This window comes from Cocleimonas flava, assembly GCF_004339015.1.
GTDB lineage: Bacteria > Pseudomonadota > Gammaproteobacteria > Thiotrichales > Thiotrichaceae > Cocleimonas > Cocleimonas flava.
On the sequence record NZ_SMFQ01000005.1, the window covers coordinates 273923 to 296098 of the forward strand.

The 22176-nt window shown below is 40.8% G+C and carries 23 protein-coding genes; 9 read left to right on the top strand and 14 right to left on the bottom strand.

The window, feature by feature from the left end:
• Nucleotides 1-451: 451 nt before the first annotated feature.
• On the bottom strand, nt 452-832 hold the full coding sequence (locus EV695_RS17735; protein WP_131907347.1) for a VOC family protein: 381 nt from the start codon (nt 830-832) through the stop codon (nt 452-454).
• Between the two features lie 122 nt (nt 833-954).
• On the opposite strand from EV695_RS17735, the gene soxR reads away from it, so the two are divergent.
• From soxR to EV695_RS17750, 3 genes are all read left to right on the top strand, one after another.
• Nucleotides 955-1431 (top strand): redox-sensitive transcriptional activator SoxR, encoded by a 477-nt coding sequence (gene soxR / locus EV695_RS17740; RefSeq protein ID WP_207907148.1) that lies wholly within the window; start codon nt 955-957, stop codon nt 1429-1431.
• A gap of 251 nt (nt 1432-1682) precedes the next feature.
• On the top strand, nt 1683-2285 hold the full coding sequence (locus tag EV695_RS17745; protein WP_131907348.1) for a carboxymuconolactone decarboxylase family protein: 603 nt from the start codon (nt 1683-1685) through the stop codon (nt 2283-2285).
• 119 nt (nt 2286-2404) lie between these two features.
• Entirely contained in the window at nt 2405-2869 is a 465-nt protein-coding gene (locus EV695_RS17750; protein WP_131907349.1) for an outer membrane lipoprotein, read from the top strand.
• A gap of 132 nt (nt 2870-3001) precedes the next feature.
• Here the strand turns inward: EV695_RS17750 and EV695_RS17755 are convergent, their stop codons facing one another.
• Together EV695_RS17755 and EV695_RS17760 are read right to left on the bottom strand one after the other, a co-directional pair.
• The gene (locus EV695_RS17755) at nt 3002-3745 is read right to left on the bottom strand and encodes a tellurite resistance TerB family protein (protein ID WP_131907350.1); all 744 of its coding nucleotides are present in this window, start codon (nt 3743-3745) and stop codon (nt 3002-3004) included.
• 220 nt (nt 3746-3965) lie between these two features.
• Nucleotides 3966-4172: a cold-shock protein gene (locus tag EV695_RS17760; RefSeq protein WP_131907351.1), complete on the bottom strand. Its 207-nt coding sequence runs from the start codon at nt 4170-4172 to the stop codon at nt 3966-3968.
• A gap of 302 nt (nt 4173-4474) precedes the next feature.
• Here EV695_RS17760 and EV695_RS17765 point away from each other — a divergent pair, with 302 nt between their 5' ends.
• On the top strand, nt 4475-4987 hold the full coding sequence (locus EV695_RS17765; protein WP_131907352.1) for a hypothetical protein: 513 nt from the start codon (nt 4475-4477) through the stop codon (nt 4985-4987).
• A 26-nt stretch (nt 4988-5013) separates the two neighbouring features.
• Here EV695_RS17765 and hda read toward each other — a convergent pair whose 3' ends face one another.
• From hda to hrcA, 7 genes are all read right to left on the bottom strand, one after another.
• Complete coding sequence (gene hda / locus EV695_RS17770; protein WP_131907353.1) at nt 5014-5718, bottom strand: DnaA regulatory inactivator Hda; 705 nt, start codon at nt 5716-5718, stop codon at nt 5014-5016.
• Between the two features lie 23 nt (nt 5719-5741).
• The gene (locus EV695_RS17775; protein WP_131907354.1) at nt 5742-6848 is read right to left on the bottom strand and encodes an AI-2E family transporter; all 1107 of its coding nucleotides are present in this window, start codon (nt 6846-6848) and stop codon (nt 5742-5744) included.
• Between the two features lie 207 nt (nt 6849-7055).
• On the bottom strand, nt 7056-7856 hold the full coding sequence (gene dapB, locus EV695_RS17780) for a 4-hydroxy-tetrahydrodipicolinate reductase (RefSeq protein WP_131907355.1): 801 nt from the start codon (nt 7854-7856) through the stop codon (nt 7056-7058).
• Between the two features lie 111 nt (nt 7857-7967).
• The gene (gene dnaJ / locus EV695_RS17785; protein WP_131907356.1) at nt 7968-9125 is read right to left on the bottom strand and encodes a molecular chaperone DnaJ; all 1158 of its coding nucleotides are present in this window, start codon (nt 9123-9125) and stop codon (nt 7968-7970) included.
• A 201-nt stretch (nt 9126-9326) separates the two neighbouring features.
• Nucleotides 9327-11255, bottom strand: a complete 1929-nt coding sequence (gene dnaK, locus EV695_RS17790; RefSeq protein WP_131907357.1) for a molecular chaperone DnaK — start codon at nt 11253-11255, stop codon at nt 9327-9329.
• 223 nt (nt 11256-11478) lie between these two features.
• Nucleotides 11479-12078, bottom strand: a complete 600-nt coding sequence (grpE, locus tag EV695_RS17795) for a nucleotide exchange factor GrpE (RefSeq protein ID WP_131907358.1) — start codon at nt 12076-12078, stop codon at nt 11479-11481.
• A gap of 149 nt (nt 12079-12227) precedes the next feature.
• Entirely contained in the window at nt 12228-13271 is a 1044-nt protein-coding gene (gene hrcA, locus EV695_RS17800; RefSeq protein ID WP_131907359.1) for a heat-inducible transcriptional repressor HrcA, read from the bottom strand.
• Between the two features lie 200 nt (nt 13272-13471).
• Here hrcA and EV695_RS17805 point away from each other — a divergent pair, with 200 nt between their 5' ends.
• A complete protein-coding gene (locus EV695_RS17805) occupies nt 13472-14680 on the top strand; it encodes a glycosyltransferase (protein WP_131907360.1) in 1209 nt (402 codons plus the stop codon).
• A 21-nt stretch (nt 14681-14701) separates the two neighbouring features.
• A complete protein-coding gene (locus EV695_RS17810; RefSeq protein ID WP_131907361.1) occupies nt 14702-15895 on the top strand; it encodes a glucosamine inositolphosphorylceramide transferase family protein in 1194 nt (397 codons plus the stop codon).
• Nucleotides 15896-15967: 72 nt separating this feature from the next.
• On the opposite strand, the gene EV695_RS17815 is transcribed toward EV695_RS17810, so the two are convergent.
• Nucleotides 15968-16888: a DMT family transporter gene (locus EV695_RS17815; protein WP_131907362.1), complete on the bottom strand. Its 921-nt coding sequence runs from the start codon at nt 16886-16888 to the stop codon at nt 15968-15970.
• Nucleotides 16889-17036: 148 nt separating this feature from the next.
• Here EV695_RS17815 and EV695_RS17820 point away from each other — a divergent pair, with 148 nt between their 5' ends.
• The gene (locus tag EV695_RS17820; RefSeq protein ID WP_131907363.1) at nt 17037-17912 is read left to right on the top strand and encodes an NAD(+) kinase; all 876 of its coding nucleotides are present in this window, start codon (nt 17037-17039) and stop codon (nt 17910-17912) included.
• A 68-nt stretch (nt 17913-17980) separates the two neighbouring features.
• Here EV695_RS17820 and EV695_RS17825 read toward each other — a convergent pair whose 3' ends face one another.
• From EV695_RS17825 to EV695_RS17835, 3 genes are all read right to left on the bottom strand, one after another.
• The gene (locus EV695_RS17825) at nt 17981-18523 is read right to left on the bottom strand and encodes a redoxin family protein (RefSeq protein ID WP_131907364.1); all 543 of its coding nucleotides are present in this window, start codon (nt 18521-18523) and stop codon (nt 17981-17983) included.
• Between the two features lie 160 nt (nt 18524-18683).
• Nucleotides 18684-18992: a DUF1244 domain-containing protein gene (locus EV695_RS17830; protein ID WP_131907365.1), complete on the bottom strand. Its 309-nt coding sequence runs from the start codon at nt 18990-18992 to the stop codon at nt 18684-18686.
• 106 nt (nt 18993-19098) lie between these two features.
• Nucleotides 19099-19950 (bottom strand): MipA/OmpV family protein, encoded by an 852-nt coding sequence (locus tag EV695_RS17835; RefSeq protein WP_131907366.1) that lies wholly within the window; start codon nt 19948-19950, stop codon nt 19099-19101.
• Between the two features lie 196 nt (nt 19951-20146).
• Here EV695_RS17835 and EV695_RS17840 point away from each other — a divergent pair, with 196 nt between their 5' ends.
• Together EV695_RS17840 and EV695_RS17845 are read left to right on the top strand one after the other, a co-directional pair.
• Nucleotides 20147-21349: a beta-ketoacyl-ACP synthase gene (locus EV695_RS17840; RefSeq protein ID WP_131907367.1), complete on the top strand. Its 1203-nt coding sequence runs from the start codon at nt 20147-20149 to the stop codon at nt 21347-21349.
• Nucleotides 21349-22176, top strand: coding sequence for a beta-ketoacyl synthase chain length factor (locus EV695_RS17845; protein ID WP_131907368.1), 828 nt, complete (start codon nt 21349-21351; stop codon nt 22174-22176). The genes EV695_RS17840 and EV695_RS17845 overlap by 1 nt, the downstream gene beginning before the upstream one ends.

Consider the following 22176-nt stretch of genomic DNA (forward strand, 5'->3'; position numbering starts at 1 on the left):
GTTATCTTGTCACCCCCCTACTTTGGGGCACTTTTTTAGATTGCGCTAAATTGTTTCGTTGCTTTATGGACTATTGGACTTCCCTCGAATATCTATTCACAGCACCGAGTGACTTTCTTTTCAAAACAGCAAAAAGAAAGCAACCAAAGAATTGCCGTGATTCTAAACCGTTGCCAAGCTGAATTCATCGAGGGAAATAATGGGAATGAAGGGGACTCGCTCCTAAAGCCACTCAAACAACCTTCATTCTTATCCATTATTCCTGAAATTTATCAATTATTTAAAATTAAGAATAAAAAAATAAAAATACAACCTCAGAAATAAAAGAGCAATCACCCCAACTACGAAAACACCCACTCAAGTTTAAAAGCCACCTCCCCACTTACAGGCCTTTTTTTAAAAGTACCTGTAAGTGGGGAGGTGGCTAAACAATCTCAATAAAAGATAACCCCTAACTATAATCTACTACCTCAATTTCCAATTCATCCACCATGAAATAAAAGCGTCTTCCGGGCTCATATTCGCCATGATTAAAGGGCTTATAACCTTCTTCTTTCACTTTTGATTCAACCTCATCGATACCTGAAACGACAATCCCCACATGATTCAGGTTGTTAATTTTCTCTGGATTTCGTGATCGAGTTTCTATTGCTTGTTTGTGCGTATATAAAGCCAAGTACGAATCATCACTTCCTACGTGAACGGTTCTGCCATTATTCAGCGCTGCTCCTGACCATCTTATTTTCCAATCGAACAAACGGCAAAATAATGAGGCGAGTTCGTCAGGGTCTTTTACGGTTACATTTATGTGTTCTAAAGTGGCTGGTTTCATGTGTTAACTCCTTTTTGATTCATATTTTTAAACGTACAAATCTATTTAACTGATTCGACAAGTAGCTTTGCTTCGATAAATATATATTAATATCTCAAGTTAACTTGAGATCAAGAGCTAATTTGACTATATTTTATGTCATGAAAAATGACCCGTTTATGAGTATTGGACAGATTGCGAAACGTACTGGCAGTAACGTTTCGGCGATTCGATTTTATGCGACTGAAAATTTGATTCCGTTTACCAGAAGTCCTAGCGGTCATAGGCTTTTCCACCGTTCGGTGATTCGTCGTATTTCTTTTATTTTGATTTCTCAAAATCTGGGTTATTCCTTACAGGAAATCAAAGGCGCATTGGATTCGCTGCCCGAGAATCGCACACCCACCAAGGCAGACTGGGAGCGCTTGAGCAAAAAATTCAGTCAAGATATCGAATCGAGAATTAAGCAACTTAAAGAGTTACAATCAAAACTATCAGGATGCATCGGTTGCGGTTGTTTATCGCTGAAGAAATGCGAGCTTTACAACGCCGGTGACTATATTTCAAAAAATGGTTCTGGAGCACGCTTTCTATTGGGTGATAAACCAGACGAAAGTTAGCATCACTGTTTTCTTTCATGTGTGTAACGACCATATTTTTTTGAGACACTCTTAAAAAAAAGCCTGTAAGTAGGGGGGTGCCTTTATATTTAAAACAATTCCAAATAACTAAAGGCATTCAATTACTTGACCTAGATTAAGCAAATCCTAATAAACATTCCCGAAGATCTAATATTACTTTCATTAAACTCCTGCCAAAGTAATATCAACGTTAACTATCAACACTCATTTAACGAACAATAAGGGCAATTATGAGCATTACTCTATTTCAAGATAATATTTTCCCACGCCACATTTCTGATTTGATGAATCTGATGCACATGATGGTTTTCAACGGTACGGATGGCGAAGAGAAGTGGGATACGTATCTCGATTTACGCCAAAAAGAGTGCGTTGCTCTAGCGCTAGCGCAATATTACCAATGCGATCATTGCATTAGCCACCACTTGAAAGCGGCTAAAAAGCTCGGAAAAATGGAGACCACGACACTTCAAGAAAACATTAGCCGAATAATTTTATTCTTACGTATCGATACCCGAACCATCAGCCAGTCAGAAAAAGAACACTGGATTAAAGCGTGGCAACGTTTTGCTCACAAAATCACAGTCACCAGTGGTGATACTGCTACGCCTTACTTAATTGGTCTAGCAATAGGCATTGCGCGTAATGATGAGTTTTTAATCGATTTTTGCGGCAACGATATGAAGCAGATTCTTCAGGAACAAAATATCGAGATTCGCCCTGCCATTGGAGAATTGGAGTCTATCGTCATTTTCATGAAGGCCGCCGCATCAAAAAATCGAGTTGCTGAAAAGCTGGATACAATCTTTGGCGATAGTAAAAAAGAGTCTTAGTTTATAAGTAGTTATCAACCAAAAAATACAAATACCACAACGCAGTAAAAGTAGATTAGATGAACCAAAAAGTTAAAAAATGCCTCTTACCTTATATCATTTGAGAAAAAGAGACCCACATGAAAAAACTTAATTCTACAATCTTACTTTCAACTATCATTGTATTGTGTACTTTTTTAAGCGCGTGTTCTACGGCACCTACGACCAACAACAAAGCGAATACCATTAAAAAACAGCCTGTGCTTCAGGTGCAAAAAGCAACGATATCTGACGTTAAAAAAGTATCTGTCGCTGACCCGAGCTCTAACAGTAGCGTACTGCGCACAACAGGATCTATAGCCGGCTCTATTCTTGGCTCTGCAAGTATCGCTGGCTCGATTATTGGCAGTATGATTGGTAGCGCGGCAGGAAGCAGTGCAGACAGAGACTTAAGCAAGAAACCAGGATTAGAAATTTCTTTATTGCTTGATAATGGCGAGAACGTTGTTGTGACACAATTCGAGAACGAAACACAAACCTTTAAAAGAGGCGATAAAGTTAAGCTGGTTAAAAATGAAAGCTATGCACAAGTTGAGCATTTGTAATGCGTTTTAACCGTTTTAATTACCTTCGAATATCTAATAAAATGCTTTTTTTAGCAAAAAAAGGGGAGTCATTGAAAATGCCCCCCCCCCCTACTTTAAGGCTTATTTTTGAATGAAATGACTTAAGCCAACTTAGGCTAATTCTTCTTCTTTCACTTTTTGTAACTGTGCTACTAGATCATCTGGCAGCCCCATTTCTTTGGCGAGTGAATCTAAATAATCGCGTTCCATCGAGTTCTCTCGATCCACTACCACTGCCGAGACCAAGTAAATTTCTGACGCCATTGCCTGGCTCTTAGCCATTGCCGCGATTTCTTTCACATCAAGCGGTCGAGCGATTTCTGCCTGCAGAATGCCTTCCACTTCATCGCCAAGCTCTAGTTTTACTATCTGCTCTTTAATCGCAGCTTCTTCTTTACTATTTACATGACCATCAGCTTTCGCCGCAGCTACCATCGCTCTTAACAAGGTTTGACTGCGGTCATTGGCTTGCTCTGGTTCTAGTTTATCAAAGTTGATTAAACGGCCTTCACTCTTGCCTTGACCAGCCGCTTCTCTGGCAATGTCCTCATATTCTTGTTCAGTAGCATTTCTTTCTGACATCCAGTTTTGATAGGCTTTATAACCAATGCCACCAATGGCAGCAAGACTGCCTATTTTCAACGCCGAACCTGTTACTCTTCGCCCTGCTCCTGTTCCTAATAGCAACGCTAAAACACCCGCCGCCATGGCGCCTTTCTTCATGCCATCCAGTTTGGCATCGCGCTCTTCACCTGCTTCGGGTATTTGTAATTTTTCTTCTGCGATGGTTTGTCCTTTACTCGCAAGGTCTTTGCCCGTTCTGAGTAATTCATCGAGAAATGATTTGGTATCCATGGTGTTTCTCCTTGTTAGTATTACACTAGTTTATAGGGGCTAAATGATGTATTTTCAAGTCATTAGCTAAAGTATCACTCATCAAAATCTACTTCTAACACTCATCACTTTTATGATTTTGGTTTATTTCAGACATAAAAAAAGCGAGACCTTTCGGCTCGCTTTTTTTGACCTCATCTACACTATAAATAGTGAGATGAGACCTATAATTTATTAAAAATTATAGAGCTGTGATGTTCTCAGCTTGAGGACCTTTCTGGCCTTCAGTAACTGTAAACTCAACTTTTTGACCTTCTTGAAGAGTTTTGAAGCCGTCACCCTGGATCGCAGAGAAGTGTGCGAAAACGTCTGGGCCAGACTCTTGCTCGATAAAACCAAAGCCTTTAGATTCGTTGAACCATTTAACAGTTCCAGTAGTAGTAGACATAATATTTTCCTATTATTCAAAGTTTTTTAAATGTGCCTTAAAAGTGCTTCCAAAACGGAAATACTCAGGCGGGTTTTGCTGAAGTGGTGTTGCTATGACTTTATGAATATCAGGACGAGGATCTAAACAGATGGAACTTCGAGATGGTGTTGCATAAAAATTGTAACTTACGTTCAAGCTGTGTGTGATTATATAGCACACACCACATTAGTCAAACCTTATTAGAATTAGTTCCTATGCTTTTCTTGATTTATTTTTATCTTAATCTTTTAGACAACTAGAAATACACGTACCATCATTCTATGACTATTCGTAACTATATCTTATCGATGTCCACCGCTTTTCTATGCTTTTATTTCTCACTAGCACAGGCTACTGAAACGAAACCTGATCTTTCTAGCAGCATAAAAGAAGACAACCCTGCAAGCGCACTCACCTTGGCTAAAATGCTGAAGCATTCTGACGCAAAATACGGTGATACACAGGTTGATACTTATTATAGCTTTGAGAGCCCTCCATTCACCTTATTAGACTTTCCGCTTAAAAGTTGCACATTCACTCTTTTTGAAAAGGCGCTTGGGCACATTACCTGCCAATTTAAAGGCGAAGAAAATAATAAACGACTGATTGCTCTTCTGACTCAATCGATTGGAGAAGATCATCAGATAAAGATTGCTGACTCAATGATTAAACGCTGGATAGGGAAAAATGAATTCCACTACGAAATAAATCATACGGAATATAATCAAAGCTATGTTTTTAGCATAACCAATGATACTTACCGTAAATTTAACAAAGCTTATAATGGAAACTAAAAAGGTAAAAATAGACAGCTAGGATTTTAGTCTAAAACCTGCTTTATAAAGGGCACCGTGATCACCGTTTTCTGTATTAAACTTTGCTCGTCGAGCGTGTTTAGTATTTCCATTAAAGATTCTATATCGCGCGGATAGCGACGGAATAAATATTCCAGGACGCGATCACTTAATTCAAAACCGCGTTGTTCCGCCCTTGCCTGAAGGGCTTTGAGCTTATCTTCATCACTTAATGCATGAACTTGATAACTCCCTCCCCAGATTAACCTCGAGGCCAAATCTGGCAAAATACATTTAATGTATCTGGGGTTCTCCTGAGAGCTCATGATCAATCGCTGACCACGCTGCCGCGTGTTATTTATCAAGTTAAATAAAGCCGTTTCCCATTCTTTATCACCGACGATTTCGTCGACATCATCGATCGCAATGAAATTTGAATGACTGGTAATACCAGAAAAAATCTCAGTACCGTAGACTTTCAGCTGCTTAAGGGGAATGTAAGAAACAGGATATTTATGATTTGCTACTTCAGCACAGCAAGCTTGCAATAAATGTGACTTGCCAGATTTCGACTCACCCCAAATTATATTTTGCTGAGCCTCGGTAGACTGTGTGAATAATTTCAAAGCACCAACTAACTCATGATTGTCGCCAGTTGCATCCACATAATAGGATGCAAAGCGATAACCATCGCGGATTTGTACATTCAGTGTAAGCTGCTGATTTGACACGGTTCTATTATCTACTAATCAGCTTAAGAAGCTTTGCTGGAGGCTTCGTCATCATCAGTCGCGATATAACTTTCGGGTGGCGAACCATAGAGGTGACTGCCCTTATAGGATTTGTTTAAATGACGCATCACAACAGCGATGACTGCAAAAACTGGCAATGCCAATAAAATACCAAAGAAACCAAACAATTGACCACCTGCAAGAACAGCAAAGATAACTGCCACAGGATGTAAACCGATACGATCACCCACTAACAACGGCGTGAGGACTGTGCCTTCAATCATCTGTGCGATAACAAACACAGCGCCTACCCAGAGTAAATTCATGGGATCATGTGTTTGCAATAACACCGCAGCTCCCGCAACGATAATACCTACGATTAAGCCCATATAAGGAATAAAACTAAGTAGACCTGCCAGCATACCAATCAATAATGAAAACTCTAAACCGACCAATTTCAAGCCAATTGAATAGATTGTACCTAGCGCCAGCATCACCATCATCTGACCACGCAGGAAAGCACCCAGCACATCATCTGATTCTTTAGCAAGTTGGCTGATTGTTGGCTCTACATCACGTGGTAGCAAGTCATGAATATAGGCAACTAGACGATCCCAATCTCTTAAAAGATAGAAACTAATAACTGGAATTAAGAAGAGGTTAGCCGCCCAACCGACGACAACAAATCCAGAATGAGTAACGGTGCGTAACAAGCTTTTAAAGAAGCTTCCGGCATGTGAGAAGTAATCGGTGAATGTGGACTTTAATTGTTCAACTTCTAACGCTGGAATATTGACACCAAAAGTCTCTTGAAGCTTGGGCTCCAGATTAACCATCAACCAATCGATATAACTGGGCGCTTTAGCGAATAGTAAACGAATCTGTGATTCCAGTAGGGGAATTAAAAAGAGTAAAATCGGCAATATGATCAAAAATGCGACGAAAAACACAACAACGACGGACAAAGTCCGGGAAATATTAAACTTCTCTAAGCGATCTACTAAAGGGTCACCAAGATAAGCTAACAAAGCACCCGCCACAAAGGGCAATAAAATAGGTGCTAAAAAGTATAATAAACCGGCACTGATCAAACCGACCGTTAACCAAAACCAGCGTGTACTTTGAGTCATCGTTTAATAGCCCTGTAATTAACCCTATCAACTAACAAGTGTCAGATTACTCCATTTTTATGTTGTTATTCTGAAGTGATACTTCATTGTATATCGACTCCTTTGTATCACATACATAATTCCGCTAAACAGTGTTTTATTAGCAGCCATAGAACTTTAGATCTACGCTGTGTATTTGTACTGTTTTAAACGAAATTGTAGAACTATCTAGAATTCTAAAACATCCTGCATATCATAAACTTTTGCTGATTTACTGGTTACCCAGGCAGCAGAGCGAACAGCACCTTTGGCAAATGTCATTCTGCTAGACGCTTTATGCGTGATTTCAATACGCTCACCGATATCTGCAAACATTACTGTGTGTTCACCGACAATATCGCCTGCACGAATCGTCTGGAAACCAATATCTTTACGATTTCTTTCGCCAGTAACGCCTTCACGGCAGTAAACACCGTGCTCAGCAAGATCACGATCTAGAGTATCTGCGATAACCTCACCCATTTTTAATGCAGTGCCCGATGGCGCATCAACTTTATGACGATGATGTGCTTCGATAATTTCGATATCAACACTATCGCCTAATGTTTTTGCTGCGATTTCTAGTAATTTAAGACTGAGCGTAACGCCTACACTGAAGTTTGCAGCGAATACGATTGATATTTTTTCTCCGGCGGCATCGATTTTTGCTTTTTCTTCATCAGAAAAACCCGTTGTACCAATGACGATGGATTTATTGTTTTTTACGCACCAATCAAGATGGTTTAGCGTTGGCTCTGGGCGAGTAAAATCAATCAGCACATCAAAGTCATTTTCAGCCTCATCAAGACTTGCAGCAATGATAACGCCATTTTTACCGATACCAGCAACTTCACCAGCATCTGCGCCTAGTAGAGAACTTTCTGGATGCTCTGTCGCAACAGATAATTGCGCATCATCAGATTCAGCGCACGCTTCAATTAGTATCTTGCCCATACGACCCGCTGCGCCAACTACTGCTATATTTACCATATTATTTCTCTTAATCTGCCTAGATTACTGCTTCTTTCTTAAACTCAACTTACAAATCAAACGCTTAATAAACGAATTCAGCTGTAAGCCACCCCCCTACTTTGGGGCGTTTTATTTGGTATCCGCTTCGTTCTCGAACCAGCCTTTCACTTCTTCAAAGAATGATTTCGCTTTATTTCCCCAGCCATGTTGCTGAGGGCTATGCTTTTCGCCACCTTTATCAAGTGCAGCCTGGAATTGTTCAAGCAGCTTCTTTTGTTTTGAGGTTAGGTTGATCGGTGTTTCTACATCGATACGGCATAACAAATCACCTGTCATACTACTGCGCACCGACTTAACGCCCTTACCACGCAAGCGGAACACTTTGCCTGACTGTGTTTCAGCGGGTATTTTTAAACTCACTTCACCACTTAACGTAGGTACGTTAATATTTCCACCTAGTGCGGCTTGTACAAATGGAATTGGCATCACACAGTGTAAATCATTTCCATCACGGGTGAAAATTTCATGCTCTTTAAGGTGCATTTGCACATAAAGATCGCCTGATGGACCACCGTTTATACCGGCTTCACCTTCACCACTTAAACGAATACGATCGCCCGTATCAACGCCTTCCGGAATTTTAACTTCGAGTGTCTTCTTCTGCTCTACACGACCTTCTCCATGACAATCATCACATGGATCTGAAATAACAGTTCCCGCGCCATGACAGTGAGGACAGGTTTGCTGAACCGAGAAAAAGCCTTGTTGAATTCTGACCTGGCCCTGTCCATGACAAGTACCACAAGTTTCTGGGTGACTGCCTTCTTTAGCGCCACTACCATCACAGGTTTCACAGGTTTGTTTACTTGGAACACGAATATCTACGCTTGTGCCGAAGACTGCCTCTTCCAGGGTTAGCTCTAGATTGTATTGTAAATCACTGCCTCGATAAGCAGCAGTTCCGCCTCCGCCACCGCGTGATCCACCAAAGATATCTTCAAAGATATCGCCAAATCCACCAAAACCGGAGCTTCCACCACCGAAGCCACCACCTTGAGAACCATCAACACCAGCATGACCAAATTGGTCGTAAGCTGCGCGTTTTTGTGAGTCAGAGAGTATTTCATACGCCTCTTTGACTTCTTTAAATTTTACTTCTGCTTCATGATTATCTGGGTTTCTATCAGGGTGAAATTTCATAGCCATGCGGCGATATGCTTTTTTCAAATCAGCTTCGCTGCAACTTTTTGAAACACTCAAAATTTCGTAATAACATTGTTTGGACATGATGAAACCTATTTTCTTTAAACTATATAAACAATAAATGTGCCGTACTTAAACTAGAACCACTTTATTAGAACCGTATAAAACAGCTTGGTAAAACCAGTAGAACTCTAAAACAAAATAAGGCGCAAAGGTTAAAAACCTATGCACCTTATCTGCTTACCTGACTTTTAACGTAATCTGTCAAAAGGCATTTTTTGCGTTTTACTTCTTATCGTCTGCGTTACTGTCTTCTGCATCAACTTCTTCAAATTCAGCATCGACAACATCGTCATCTTCCGCAGAAGCTTGCTCACCTTCTGGTGCTGCACCTGCTTCGCCGCCTGCTGCAGCTTGAGCTAGAGTACCAGACGCTTCCATTAACTCTTGAGCTTTTTTCTCAATTAAGTCTTTGTCATCGCCTTTAAGTGCTTCTTTAAGCTCGTCAACTAACGCAGTTACTTTAGTCTTTTCTGCTTCGTCAACTTTGTCGCCGTATTCAGCAAGTGACTTTTCAGTAGCATGTACAAGACCATCAGCCTGATTACGTGCATCAACTAACTCACGCGCCTTCTTATCTTCTTCAGCGTGTGCTTCAGCATCTTTAACCATTGCTTCTACTTCTTCATCAGTCAAACCAGATGAAGCTTTGATCTGGATAGATTGCTCTTTACCCGTCGCTTTATCTTTTGCCGATACGTTCAAGATACCGTTTGCATCGATGTCTAAAGTAACTTCGATTTGTGGCTGACCACGTGGCGCAGGTGGTATATCAGTTAAGTCGAAACGACCTAGTGATTTGTTACCCGATGCCATTTCACGTTCACCTTGAAGCACATGTACTGTTACAGCATTCTGATTATCTTCAGCTGTTGAGAATACTTGTTGTGCTTTAGTAGGAATCGTTGTGTTTTTATCAATAAGCTTGGTCATTACCGCGCCCATTGTTTCGATACCTAATGATAAAGGCGTTACGTCAAGTAGTAATACGTCTTTAACATCTCCACCTAAAACACCACCTTGAATCGCTGCACCGACTGCAACTGCTTCATCAGGGTTTACATCTCTACGTGGCTCTTTGCCGAAGAAATCTGTTACTGCTTGTTGAACCATTGGCATACGTGTTTGACCACCAACCAGGATTACATCATTGATTTCAGATCCTTTAAGACCAGCATCTTTCAGTGCAACTTTACAAGGCTCAATCGTACGCTTAACTAAATCTTCAACCAGTGATTCTAACTTAGCACGTGTTACTTTAACGTTTAAGTGCTTAGGACCAGAAGCGTCAGCTGTAATGTAAGGTAGATTTACGTCTGTCTGCGTTGCAGATGAAAGCTCAATTTTCGCTTTTTCTGCTGCTTCTTTTAGACGTTGTAGCGCAAGAGGATCGTTGTGTAGATCTACACTATTATCTTTCTTGAACTCATCTGCCAAGTAGTCGATAAGACGCATATCAAAGTCTTCACCACCAAGGAATGTATCACCATTGGTTGCTAGTACTTCAAACTGGTATTCGCCGTCGATTTCTGCGATTTCGATGATTGATACGTCGAATGTACCACCACCCAAGTCGTATACAGCAATCGTGCTATCGCCTTTTGCCATTTTATCCATACCGTAAGCAAGTGCTGCGGCTGTTGGCTCGTTGATAATACGCTTAACATCTAATCCCGCGATTTTACCCGCATCTTTAGTCGCTTGACGCTGTGAATCGTTGAAGTATGCAGGAACCGTAATAACTGCTTCTGTTACTGACTCACCCAGGTAGTCTTCAGCGTCTTTCTTAAGCTTTTGAAGAATACGTGCTGATACCTCAGGAGGTGACATCTTCTTACCGTTAGCTTCTACCCATGCATCACCGTTATCTGCCTTAGTGATTTTATAAGGTACTAACTTAATATCTTTTTGTACGGCTTCTTCTTCAAAAGTACGACCGATCAAACGCTTGATTGCGTAAAGTGTGTTTTCAGGATTCGTTACTGATTGACGCTTAGCAGGCTGACCTACTAATACTTCGTCGTTTGCAAATGCAACGATCGAAGGGGTTGTGCGATCGCCTTCAGCGTTCTCAATAACTTTAGGCTTATCGCCTTCCATAACTGCGACACAGGAGTTTGTGGTTCCTAAGTCAATTCCGATTATTTTTCCCATGTTAATTCTCTCTTAAATGTGTTTATTACTGTCAATAACTTTGGATTGTTTTAAGCTCAATCTAGAGTTACGTTAATATCAAAAAATGTTGTAATAAATGTGTGGTTATTTGTTTATTTATCAAGGTTAAAATCAATAAAAAATCCACATTTATTTAATTTCTTTATTTGTTACCCGGTCAGAGACGCTATTTGTGCTACTGAAAAAGGTAGTCAAAAATTATTTAGTTTTTAGCAACCATTACCATTGCCGGACGAACCAGACGACCGTTTAAGGTATAGCCTTTTTGCATCACCGCGCTCACATGATCATTCTCATATTCTTCACTCGGCTGCATTGCCATCGCCTGGTGTAAATCAGGGTTGAACTTTTCTCCCAAAGGATCAATTGCAACAACGTTAAACTTTTCCATAGCTGCTTTTAAGACGTTCATGGTCAAACCAATACCTTCGCGAATCTGCTCAACTTCACCTTCTACGGCATATCCCATTTCCAGACTATCTGCCACAGGGAGTATTTCTTCGACAAACTTCTTTACGGCGTACTTGTGCGCATCTTCAACCTGCTTCTCAGAACGTTTGCGCAAATTATCCATCTCGGCTTGAATTCGCAGTGCCTTGTCCCAGTTTTCATTGGCTTTGGCTTCTGCTTCTTCCAGCTTCTGTTGTAAAGATTCTATGGTGACTTCTTCAGTGCCATTTGGCATCTCGGCAGATGCTTCTTCCGGCTGATTGTTAACGTCGTTATTTACGCTGTTATCAACATTGTTCTCAACGTTATTTTCCATATTATCTGGATTACTATTATTTTCAGATTCGCTCATGAGCTATCGACCTAATATTTGTTTATGTTTAATAAATTTTAATAAAGCTTTAAAACACTTCTTTATTTCACTTAATTTGCGGTAAAAAGTGGGGATTCTAAGTAATAATTCAAGAAAATTTTATTGTTTTTTGCCTTTCTCGAATATTTTTATTTATTCAGAGCAGCAGAAAGAAGCTTAGCGGTGATATCCACGACTGGAATCACACGATCATAATGCATGCGTTTAGGGCCTATAACTCCCAGAACACCAATATGAGTATCATCAATTTGATAAGGTGCGGTAACTACGCTGCAATCGCCAAATACTTCATGACCGGATTCTCGACCAATGAATATCTGAACACCATCCGCTGTCATACAGCGATCCAGTAAATTCAGAATATCTCTTTTCTCGTTGAAGGCATTAAATAACTGACGCAACTTAGTCACATCTGATAAATCATCGTAATCCATCAGGTTCGTTTGGCCAGCAACAACGTAATCATCTTCCACATTATCTGCCATACCTGAAACAGCCTGCTCACCAAGATCAATCGCAGAAAGCATCATCGCGTTCATATCGGCTCGTACTTGTTTCATTTCATTTAACAGAGCCACACGCGCCTGAGCCAAATCTTTGCCCACTAAAATCTCATTTAGATAATTACTGCTTTGCTGTAATTCAGAACTGGTTATTTCGCGATCCATCGTGATCATACGATTTTCGATATCGTTATTCGACATCACCAATACCACTAGCACCTGAGAATCAGAGAGTTTCAGGAATTCTATTTTACGAATCGCACGCGCTTCCATTTGTGGCGCCATTACAATACCGGTCAACTGGGTTAATCCAGACAACATGGTTGATGCTGACTGAATTAAATTGGCCGAAGATCGATTATCTAATTGAATTTGCAGCGTCTGACATTCCTGTTCCGCCAGAGGAGTGACATTCAATAAAGAATCAACAAACAAACGATAACCCTGAGAGGTTGGTACTCGACCTGCTGAAGTATGAGGTGCATGAATGTAACCTGCATCTTCCAGAGACGCCATGACATTACGAATAGTAGCCGGACTTAAATCCAGACCGCTACGTTTAGCAAGTAAGGTAGAGCCTATAGGCTGACCATCTGAAATATAGCCTTCTATTAAGACTTTTAGCAGATGTTTGGCTCTTTCGTTTAAATCACAGGTATCTTTTGACATAGCCCTAATAATGATGATTTTTTATGAGTTTTCAAGACCAAATGAACCGTTTTATTTAGTCACCCCCCTACTTATACGGCTTTTTTTATTAATCCAACCAAACAGCTGGATAAAAATTGTACACTTGAATCTGAGTTCCAGCCCTTTCATCTTATTCAATATTGATAAATAAAACCCTTATGAGAAAATCAAAAAACTAAATGAATGATAACAATAAGGCAAAAAACAAGGTAACCAAAGTGATTAAAGTAGCTCATATATCTACAGGTCTAGAAACGGGTGGCGCAGAAGTTCAGCTGCTACGTTTATTGACTGATATCGATAAAAGCAAGTTTGAAATGATCGTCATTTCCTTACATAACGAAACCTATCTTGCAGATAGAATTCGCGAACTTGGTTTACCTGTTCATTCATTACAGCTCAAAAAGAACCCATTAAATGTACGCAAGGCGTATTCAATCCTAAAAGAATTCAATCCCGACGTGATTCATGGAACCATGTATGAAGGCGGCGTTGTTGGCACACTATTCAACAAGTTTTTGCCGAAAAAACCACCGGTTATCTGGACTGTTCATGAGCCTTTAGAGCATTACGACAAAGAGCCAATTCGCAAACGTTTACAACTGCGAACCTGGGGGCTCATCTCCAAATTACCTGCGTGCATGATGTATGTTTCAAACCTGAATAAAGAGCAACATGTTGCCTGGGGCTTTAATAACGAAAAATCAATTGTTATTCCGAATGGCGTCGACACCAGCAAATGTTTTCCTAACCGCCCTGCCGGACTTAAAGTTCGTCATAGCCTTATGATTCCTGATGATGCATTCGTGATCGGTAAAATTGCACGCTTCCATCGTCAGAAAAATCATATTGGTTTTATGCATTCTGCAGCTATGCTGGCAAAGACTCAGCCGCATGTTCATTTTATGCTGGTAGGCACCAATGTCGATGAAAACAACGAAGAATTAGTCAACTTACGAAAAGAACTTGGGCTTGAAGGCAAAGTACATATGCTAGGAAATCGCGAAGATATTCCTGATGTAGTGAATGCATTTGACCTTGCAACGCTTACCTCTTTCGGTGAAGCCTTCCCACTTACATTAGGTGAAGCGATGGTATCTGGCATACCGTGCGTAGCGACTGCAGTGGGTGATAATGACTATATAATTGGTGATACTGGCCTGATTACTCCTATCGGAGATGATCAAGCAATGGCTGAAGCGTGGCAAAAAATGGTAGAAACCAAAAAAGACACACCTGACACCTATGCACAAATGGGACAGGCAGCTAGACAGAGAACCTTAGACAATTTCACACTGGAACAACAAGTGAAGCAACACGAAGATCTTTATCGTAATTTATATAACAACAATAATGCTTCAGAATCTGATCTGATTGCTGAGTCTTAATTGGCCATTACTCCCTTTTAGATGCTTGCAAATTACACGCTTACGGTTACAGGTTGTAACTCACTACTCGAAGGTATCCACAAAGCATCGGTAAGCGATGGCTGTGTCGAATTAATATTCACCAAAGATGGCGAAACGATTCGTAAAGCGAGTTTAGCGGCAGACAGAAGATCACTAAGTCGTTCGCTACAAATGACGCATGAGAAAATAGAACGTATTTGTTCAAGACTTGGCATCAAAGAATCAGATCTGGAATACGATCGCAGCCCCTTATCTAAAGCTGATAAGTTGATTTATAAGCTGCTATTTTTGAAGAAAATGCTATTCGAAACGTTTATCCCAACGCAATGGGTGATCGTTTACAAGAAAGCTCATGAAATCAAATGGCACAAAATCATTCCTGATTCAACGCTGTTTCAAGCCGATCCTTTTGTGGTTTTCAAAGACGATAAATACTACGTATTTTATGAAGAACTAAAGTTTGAGGATTATCGCGGCTACCTTTGCGCGGCTGAACTTGATATTGAAAACAATCGCTTAATCAATGACAAAGTCATTCTAGACTTTGACTATCATTTGTCTTTTCCTAACGTATTCCTGGAAAACGGCACGTACTACATGATCCCGGAAAGTGAAGAGAACAATAGCGTCGATTTATTTGAGTGCACTTCATTCCCATACAAATGGAAAAAGAAAAAAACCTTAATCGAGAAGGTTGGAGCAGTAGATACCACGCCCTTAAAAATTAACGATATCTGGTATTTGTTTACCTCAGAAGGACAAACTGCAGCTGACTACAACGATGAATTAACTATTTATAAATCGGCAGATTTATTAAACAGCCCTTTTCAAAAGCTCTATGACGAACCTGTCATTACGGATGTAACAAAAGCCCGAATGGCTGGGAATTTTATCCAGAAAAATGGTGAGTTGATTCGAGTTTCTCAAGATTGCGCTAAACGATACGGACATCAAGTCCAACTCAACAAAGTCATCCAGATTGAAAATGGGTACATTGAAGAACCGCTAGAAACAATAACTCCGACTCAAGGTGCGATAGGTATCCACACTTATAACCAAGATCATGACCTGATTATTGCCGATATGGAAATAGCGCGATTTGACATCTATTCTTTAAAGCGTTTCGTTGGTGGCAACCTTAGGCGTATTTTTGAAATCATTAAAGATACCGTTATACGAAACAAAGGCTCATAAAAATAGCTAAAATACCCCTGCTTTTCCTTGGAAAGTTTGTCAATAGAATGACTGTATACTGGACTTCCCGCCTCAATCAGCAATATTTTCTCTAATTTTTAGTTTCGCCTTAGTTCCGGACAACGGTATCTGCGCAAGAATAATGCCCGAGAAGATTAATCCAAAGCCCATTACCATGCGCATGGTTAGCTCTTCATCTAATAGCCACACCCCACCTATAACGGCGAACACAGCCTCTAGCGATAGAATCAAAGCAGCGTGATGCGAAGGTACAGATCGTTGTGCAAATACCTGAAGCGTATAGGCAACCGCCACGGATGCTACGCCGCCATAAAGTAATTCTAACCACCCACCTTTTACACCGACAAGCACTTCAGACCAAACCGTCTCATCAAACAGAAAGACCGCAAACAGTGACAACACACCACAGGTATAAAACTGCACAATAGATAAACGTAGCGGATCGTAATATTTCACGGCTTTTTCAATAAGAATAATGTGTACCGCCCAAAAAATGGCAGAGGCTAACACCCAGTAATCACCGACATTAATCGAGTTAAACTCGCCCCCTTTAATCGATAATAAATACAATCCTGCAATCGCTAAAATGGCGGCAGGCCATATCTGAAGGGCAAGCTTATGCCCTGAAAAAGATAAGAAAATAGGCACTAACAGAATATAAATAGCCGTTAAAAAGCCACCCTTACCCGCCGTTGTTTCAACAATGCCAACTTGTTGCATCAGGGCACCAAAGGTAAGAACTACGCCCATGGCTATTCCCATGATATAACCACGTCGATCCAGACGAGCACCACCAAACCATCTAAGCAAAAACACCAAACAGGTAGCACCTAGAACAAATCGAATTGCACTAAACATATACGGGCTGAGATGATCCATCCCGGTTTTTTGTGCAACAAAGGCAAAGCCCCATAGAGCTGCGGTAATTATCATCAAGAAATTACCGGTAAGGGCTGATCGATTCTGTGTCATTACTCTCTTATTCTCTCTTCTTTTGCGCTTTTACGTTAATATAGGCCAACTTCTACTGAAGCCAGCATATTTAAGTTATATGTTTAAGATACATATTTACGCGACATTTTTAATGTATCGTAGTTTAGTGATTTAAAAAGAGACCTGCATGAAAAACTTCTCAACGATTGGTATTTTTTCCAAAGACAGTGATGACCGCGTAAAAGCGACGCTTACAACCCTTCATAATTTTCTGATTAAAGAAAAGTTTACGGTTGTCGCGGAAAAAAATGCGGCCGAATACCTAGACATTGATGCTATTGATACTGAAAAATTTTGCGGCTGCATTGATCTCGCTATTGTGGTTGGCGGTGATGGCACATTACTGAAAGCAGGACGCTTGCTGGCAGATAAAAATGTACCCGTGATCGGCATTAACCTGGGGCGATTAGGTTTCCTGGTTGACATTTCCCCGAATGAAATCACCAAACAATTAAGCCAGATGCTGAAAGGCGAATACACCTTAGAAACACGATCTTTACTGTATGCAGAAGCCTTTAGAGGCGATAAAAGTCTGGGTGGCAGCATTGCCTTCAATGATGTTGTACTTCATGTGAGAAATGACATCCGCATGATTGAATTCACAACGCATATCGATGATAAATTTGTTAATACCCAACGCGCTGATGGAATCGTGGTAGCCACACCAACAGGTTCTACTGCCTACTCATTATCAAGTGGTGGACCAATCCTTCATCCGAGTTTAAACGCCGTAGTACTAGTCCCGATATGCCCGCACACACTGAGTAACCGCCCCATTGTGATAAGCAATGACAGCCTGATCAATATCAGTATGGAAGAAAGCCGTGATGTTGATGCGCGCGTATCTTTTGATGGTCAATCCAATATCGAATTAAAAGCTGGTGATAATGTGGTGATTCGTCACAAATCTCATCAACTTCAATTGATGCACCCTAAAAATTATGACTATTATCATATTCTTAGAACAAAATTAGGTTGGAGTGTTAGACCAGACAAATACTAGTTAAAAAATAAAGCCCCCCCCCTACTTTGAGGCGTTTTTTTTAGCGACTCATACTAATTCTATCTATCTTATTTTTCGGCTAGAAGCTTCTCTATAGTCGCTTCAATCTGATTCGCTTGTGCAGTATTTTTATGCGTTTCGCCAATATAATTGGCACGCACTCGGCCTTTTTTATCAACGATATAATAGGCTGGCCAGTAACGGTTATTCATCGCACGCCAGTAGCCCATATCATTATCAACCATTACTGGATTGGTAATTTTAAACTGTTTTATTTTTGCTTTAATATTGGCGTGAATTTTTTCATGGTCAAACTCTGGCGAGTGAATACCGATGATTTGAAAGCCTTTGCTTTTATATTTGTTTTCTACGCCGTGCAACCAGGGAAAAGAACGATAGCAATTCCAGCAATCGAATGTCCAAAAATCAACCAGAGTAACCTTACCTAGCAGATCCTTTTTTGTGAGTGGTTTCGAATTCAACCACTCTTGCGCAGATTTTTGTGTAAATTCAGGCAGTGCATAAGCATCTTTAGCCTGAACAGGGAGAGCAAAAAACATTACAAATACTGCAAATAAAAAACGATTTCTTAGGTCTTTAAAAAGTTGCATCTATAAAACTCCCACGTATTTAATGATTCAGTGTGTTTAGATTTAGGTTCAGAACAAGGCACTTTCGCACGGAGAATGTGAGCATATATTAATATGTGATCATTCGAGTACGAAAGTAACACTGTGCTGGGGCAAAAGATGAATACACTGAACTATTAAATCATTCGGTGGTGTCTTTACCCCACTCAATACTATTAAACGCGGCCATCTGCTCTTCAGATGCTTTTTCCTGAAATTTATCTTTAAATTCGTCATACGGCATGCCGTAAACCACTTCACGCGCCTGATCATAATCGATATCTTCACCGCGTTCTTTTGCTTCGCCCATATACCATTTAGATAGGCAGTTACGGCAAAAACCCGCCATATTCATCAAATCAATATTCTGCACATCGGTACGTTTTTGAAAATGCTCCAGGGTTTTGCGCCAGGCTGCTGCTTCGATTTCTAATTGCGTTTGTTTATCCACGGAAAAGTCTCTCTTGTTAAATAGTAATGAAGATTAATAGCATAAGTTAAAAACACACTTCAACCTATGATATTGAAAAATCCCCCTGTAAGTAGGGGGGTGCCTTTTATTTTCTATGAACCCGTTGTTTCGATTTAAAGAAGTAATGGCTATACAGAAATCCGACAACCAGGTTCTCATTCGTTTCAACCATTGGCGAATCATCAAACGTTGCTCCGTCAATATTCTCATAACGTAAAAAACCAAGGAGTAAACGCTTACGGTTATTAGACTTCAGCGTCAATTGTAAACGCGACCCTGAATAACCGCTGTCGGTTGAATAAGCGGCTCTGTTTGGCGTCGCATCAGCCGCACCCACGCCGTAATAAATATCATGATAATCAGAATTACCAAATTGCGGCCCTAAAGACACGCCTGCAACCCATGAATTGTCGGCAAATGCCAAGTCGCGATGGTAGGTCAAATGTGGAGAGAAATTGAAACCGCGACTATCGAGACCATTTTCTCCAATTTCAACAATCGCTCGAAGGGGTAAATTCAAGTGCAATCGACTGTTATCCGTTTCGCCTAATAGCACTTCAAAAGACGGGCCGAACTCGACAATATTTCCGATATCATCCATACCTTCGCGCAAATCAACATCATCGCTCTCAATCTGAGCATTGAAATCCATACTGATATCTAATTTTGCGCGTTTATTTTTAAAAAGTTGAGCACGCACGCCATCGTCATCTGACTTTAAGATATCACCACGATAAACAGGCACCGGGATTGGCAGCAGAATAACACGCGATTGTTTAGTACCCGTGTAGTACGACTGATGCACTGCACCCAAGCCTAAACCTAACTCCCAAAGTGGCAATCCTTCTTCGTCTTTATCCGTCTCTGCGCTTGCTGTAGCGCCAACTACGAGAATTACCGTGAGTGTAAACATCTGAAATATTGTGAAAAACTTCATCGTTTGCCTATAACCAATACAAAAAGGATTAGCATGGAAGTAATTCCCATTTATTGCAATAAAAATAGGCTGATATTTCAAGAAGTTCTGACAAACCAATAAAATATGAAAAAGTTAGTTAATGTATAAGCTAATTTGATAGAATCCATTCCTCTATAACCCCCTAATCTATTAGTTTTTATTGACTGCTTAATACATGAATATACGCAATATACGCATTGTCGACTACGAATCCACAACCGCTGCCGCTGATAACATAGAGCAACTTCGCATTGCTATTAAAAACCAAACCAGTGGACTGCGTAAAAATGACTTCCCTTTTTCTGATTTAGACACATGGATTGGGCGGGTAAGCGCTATTGATGATATTGATTTGGGCGAATGGCAAAGTCGCAACAATGCGATGGCGGCATACGGCTTGCAACAAGGAACAATTTTAGCGCAACTTGAAACTCTGAAAACGCGTTTTCGTCCTAGTCGAGTCGGAATCATTATGGGATCCAGCACATCAAGTATCGACCGCACTGAGACGGCTTATCGTCATCTGGATGAAAATGGCGCGCTGACACCAGAGTATCAACAAGCAACCGTACACAACCCACATGGACCGGGGTTATTTGTCGCTCATAAAACAGGCGTGACGGGCCCTGCCATTACCATCAATACCGCATGTTCCTCATCTGCAAAAGTTTTTGCCACAGGCGCAAGATGGCTCCAAAGCCATGTGGTTGATGCTGTTTTAGTGGGTGGCGTTGATACCTTGTGCTATAGCGTTTTGCACGGTTTTGATTCCCTGCAGTTACTCTCTCAAAATCCTTGTAAGCCGTTTGATAATGACAGAGATGGCATCAATCTGGGCGAAGCATCTGGCTATGCCATTTTAATGCGCGCAGAAGATTGTGAAACAGATACAGGCATCGAGTTAGCGGGTTATGGTGAAAGCTCGGATGCACACCACATGTCACACCCACATCCCGAAGGATTGGGCGCTAAACAGGCGATAGAAAGTGCGTTGAGAATGGCAAATCTCCCTGCCGAAGAGATTGATTACATCAATCTACACGGCACATCGAGTCAGGCAAATGACTCTATCGAAGGAAAGTTAATAGGCTCTATGTTTCCATCATCCACACAATGCTCTTCTACAAAAGGCTGGATGGCACATACATTAGGTGCTGCGGGCATCACTGAAGCATTAATCGCTATAGATGCTGCGAGAACTGATTTAATCCCTGGCTCTTTGAATTTAAGCAATCTGGATAGCGAGCTGGATTTTTCTATTACACCTGAAAATATCGAGCGCTCATTGACTCATGTAATGTCCAACTCATTTGGTTTTGGTGGCAATAATTGCTGTCTGGTTTTCAGCAAGACTGATAACAATAAGGGTAGCGCTTGATGAGTGATAATATTTTACGATGCTCCATTAAAGCCGTTGGCGGCTGGGGACAAAATTATACAAACTGGCAAGAACTTTCTGAACTACTGACCACTGGCGCTACCGCTGAAAATACAGCAAGCAGTCCTAAGCCAGAAATTATCCCTGCCAACGAAAGACGACGCGCACCTCTGCCTGTAAAGCTTGCAGTTGAATCCTCATGGCAGGCGACACAATCGGCGGGTTTAGACCCGAAAGATTTGGCATGCGTTTTTGTTTCTGGTTTAGGCGACACCCAACTCACAGACTATATGTGTAAAGTGCTGGCTACCGAAAACATGCAATTATCGCCAACCAAATTTCATAATTCGGTACACAACGCCGCCGCAGGCTACTGGACGATTAGTACGGGTTGCATGAAAGCAGCAAACTCTGTCGCAGGTTTTAATGAATCTGTATCGCTAGCAATACTCGAAGCGGTTACCCAGTGCGTTCAAGAACAAGCTCCTGTGCAGATTACGTTTTATGACGCGCCCTCTTCTGAAATTCTCAAACCGCTATTAAAAAATGATCAGTCGTTCTCCGCCTCACTCATTATTGAGCCTGTTTTAGAATCAAATCAAACCGATTCAAACCTACTGGAAATGCAAGTAGTGTCACAAGCAACAGAATGGCCAGAACTCGATTTGGAAACTCACCTTGATACGAGCTACAAACAGAATCCATCCGCTAGAATTCTGGCAGTATTAAACATGCTGACAAAAGACTCTGCAGATACTGTTTTACTTCCACTCAGCGCTGAAACATCGCTTCAGTTAACCTTACATAATCCTAAGTTAGTTAATTAA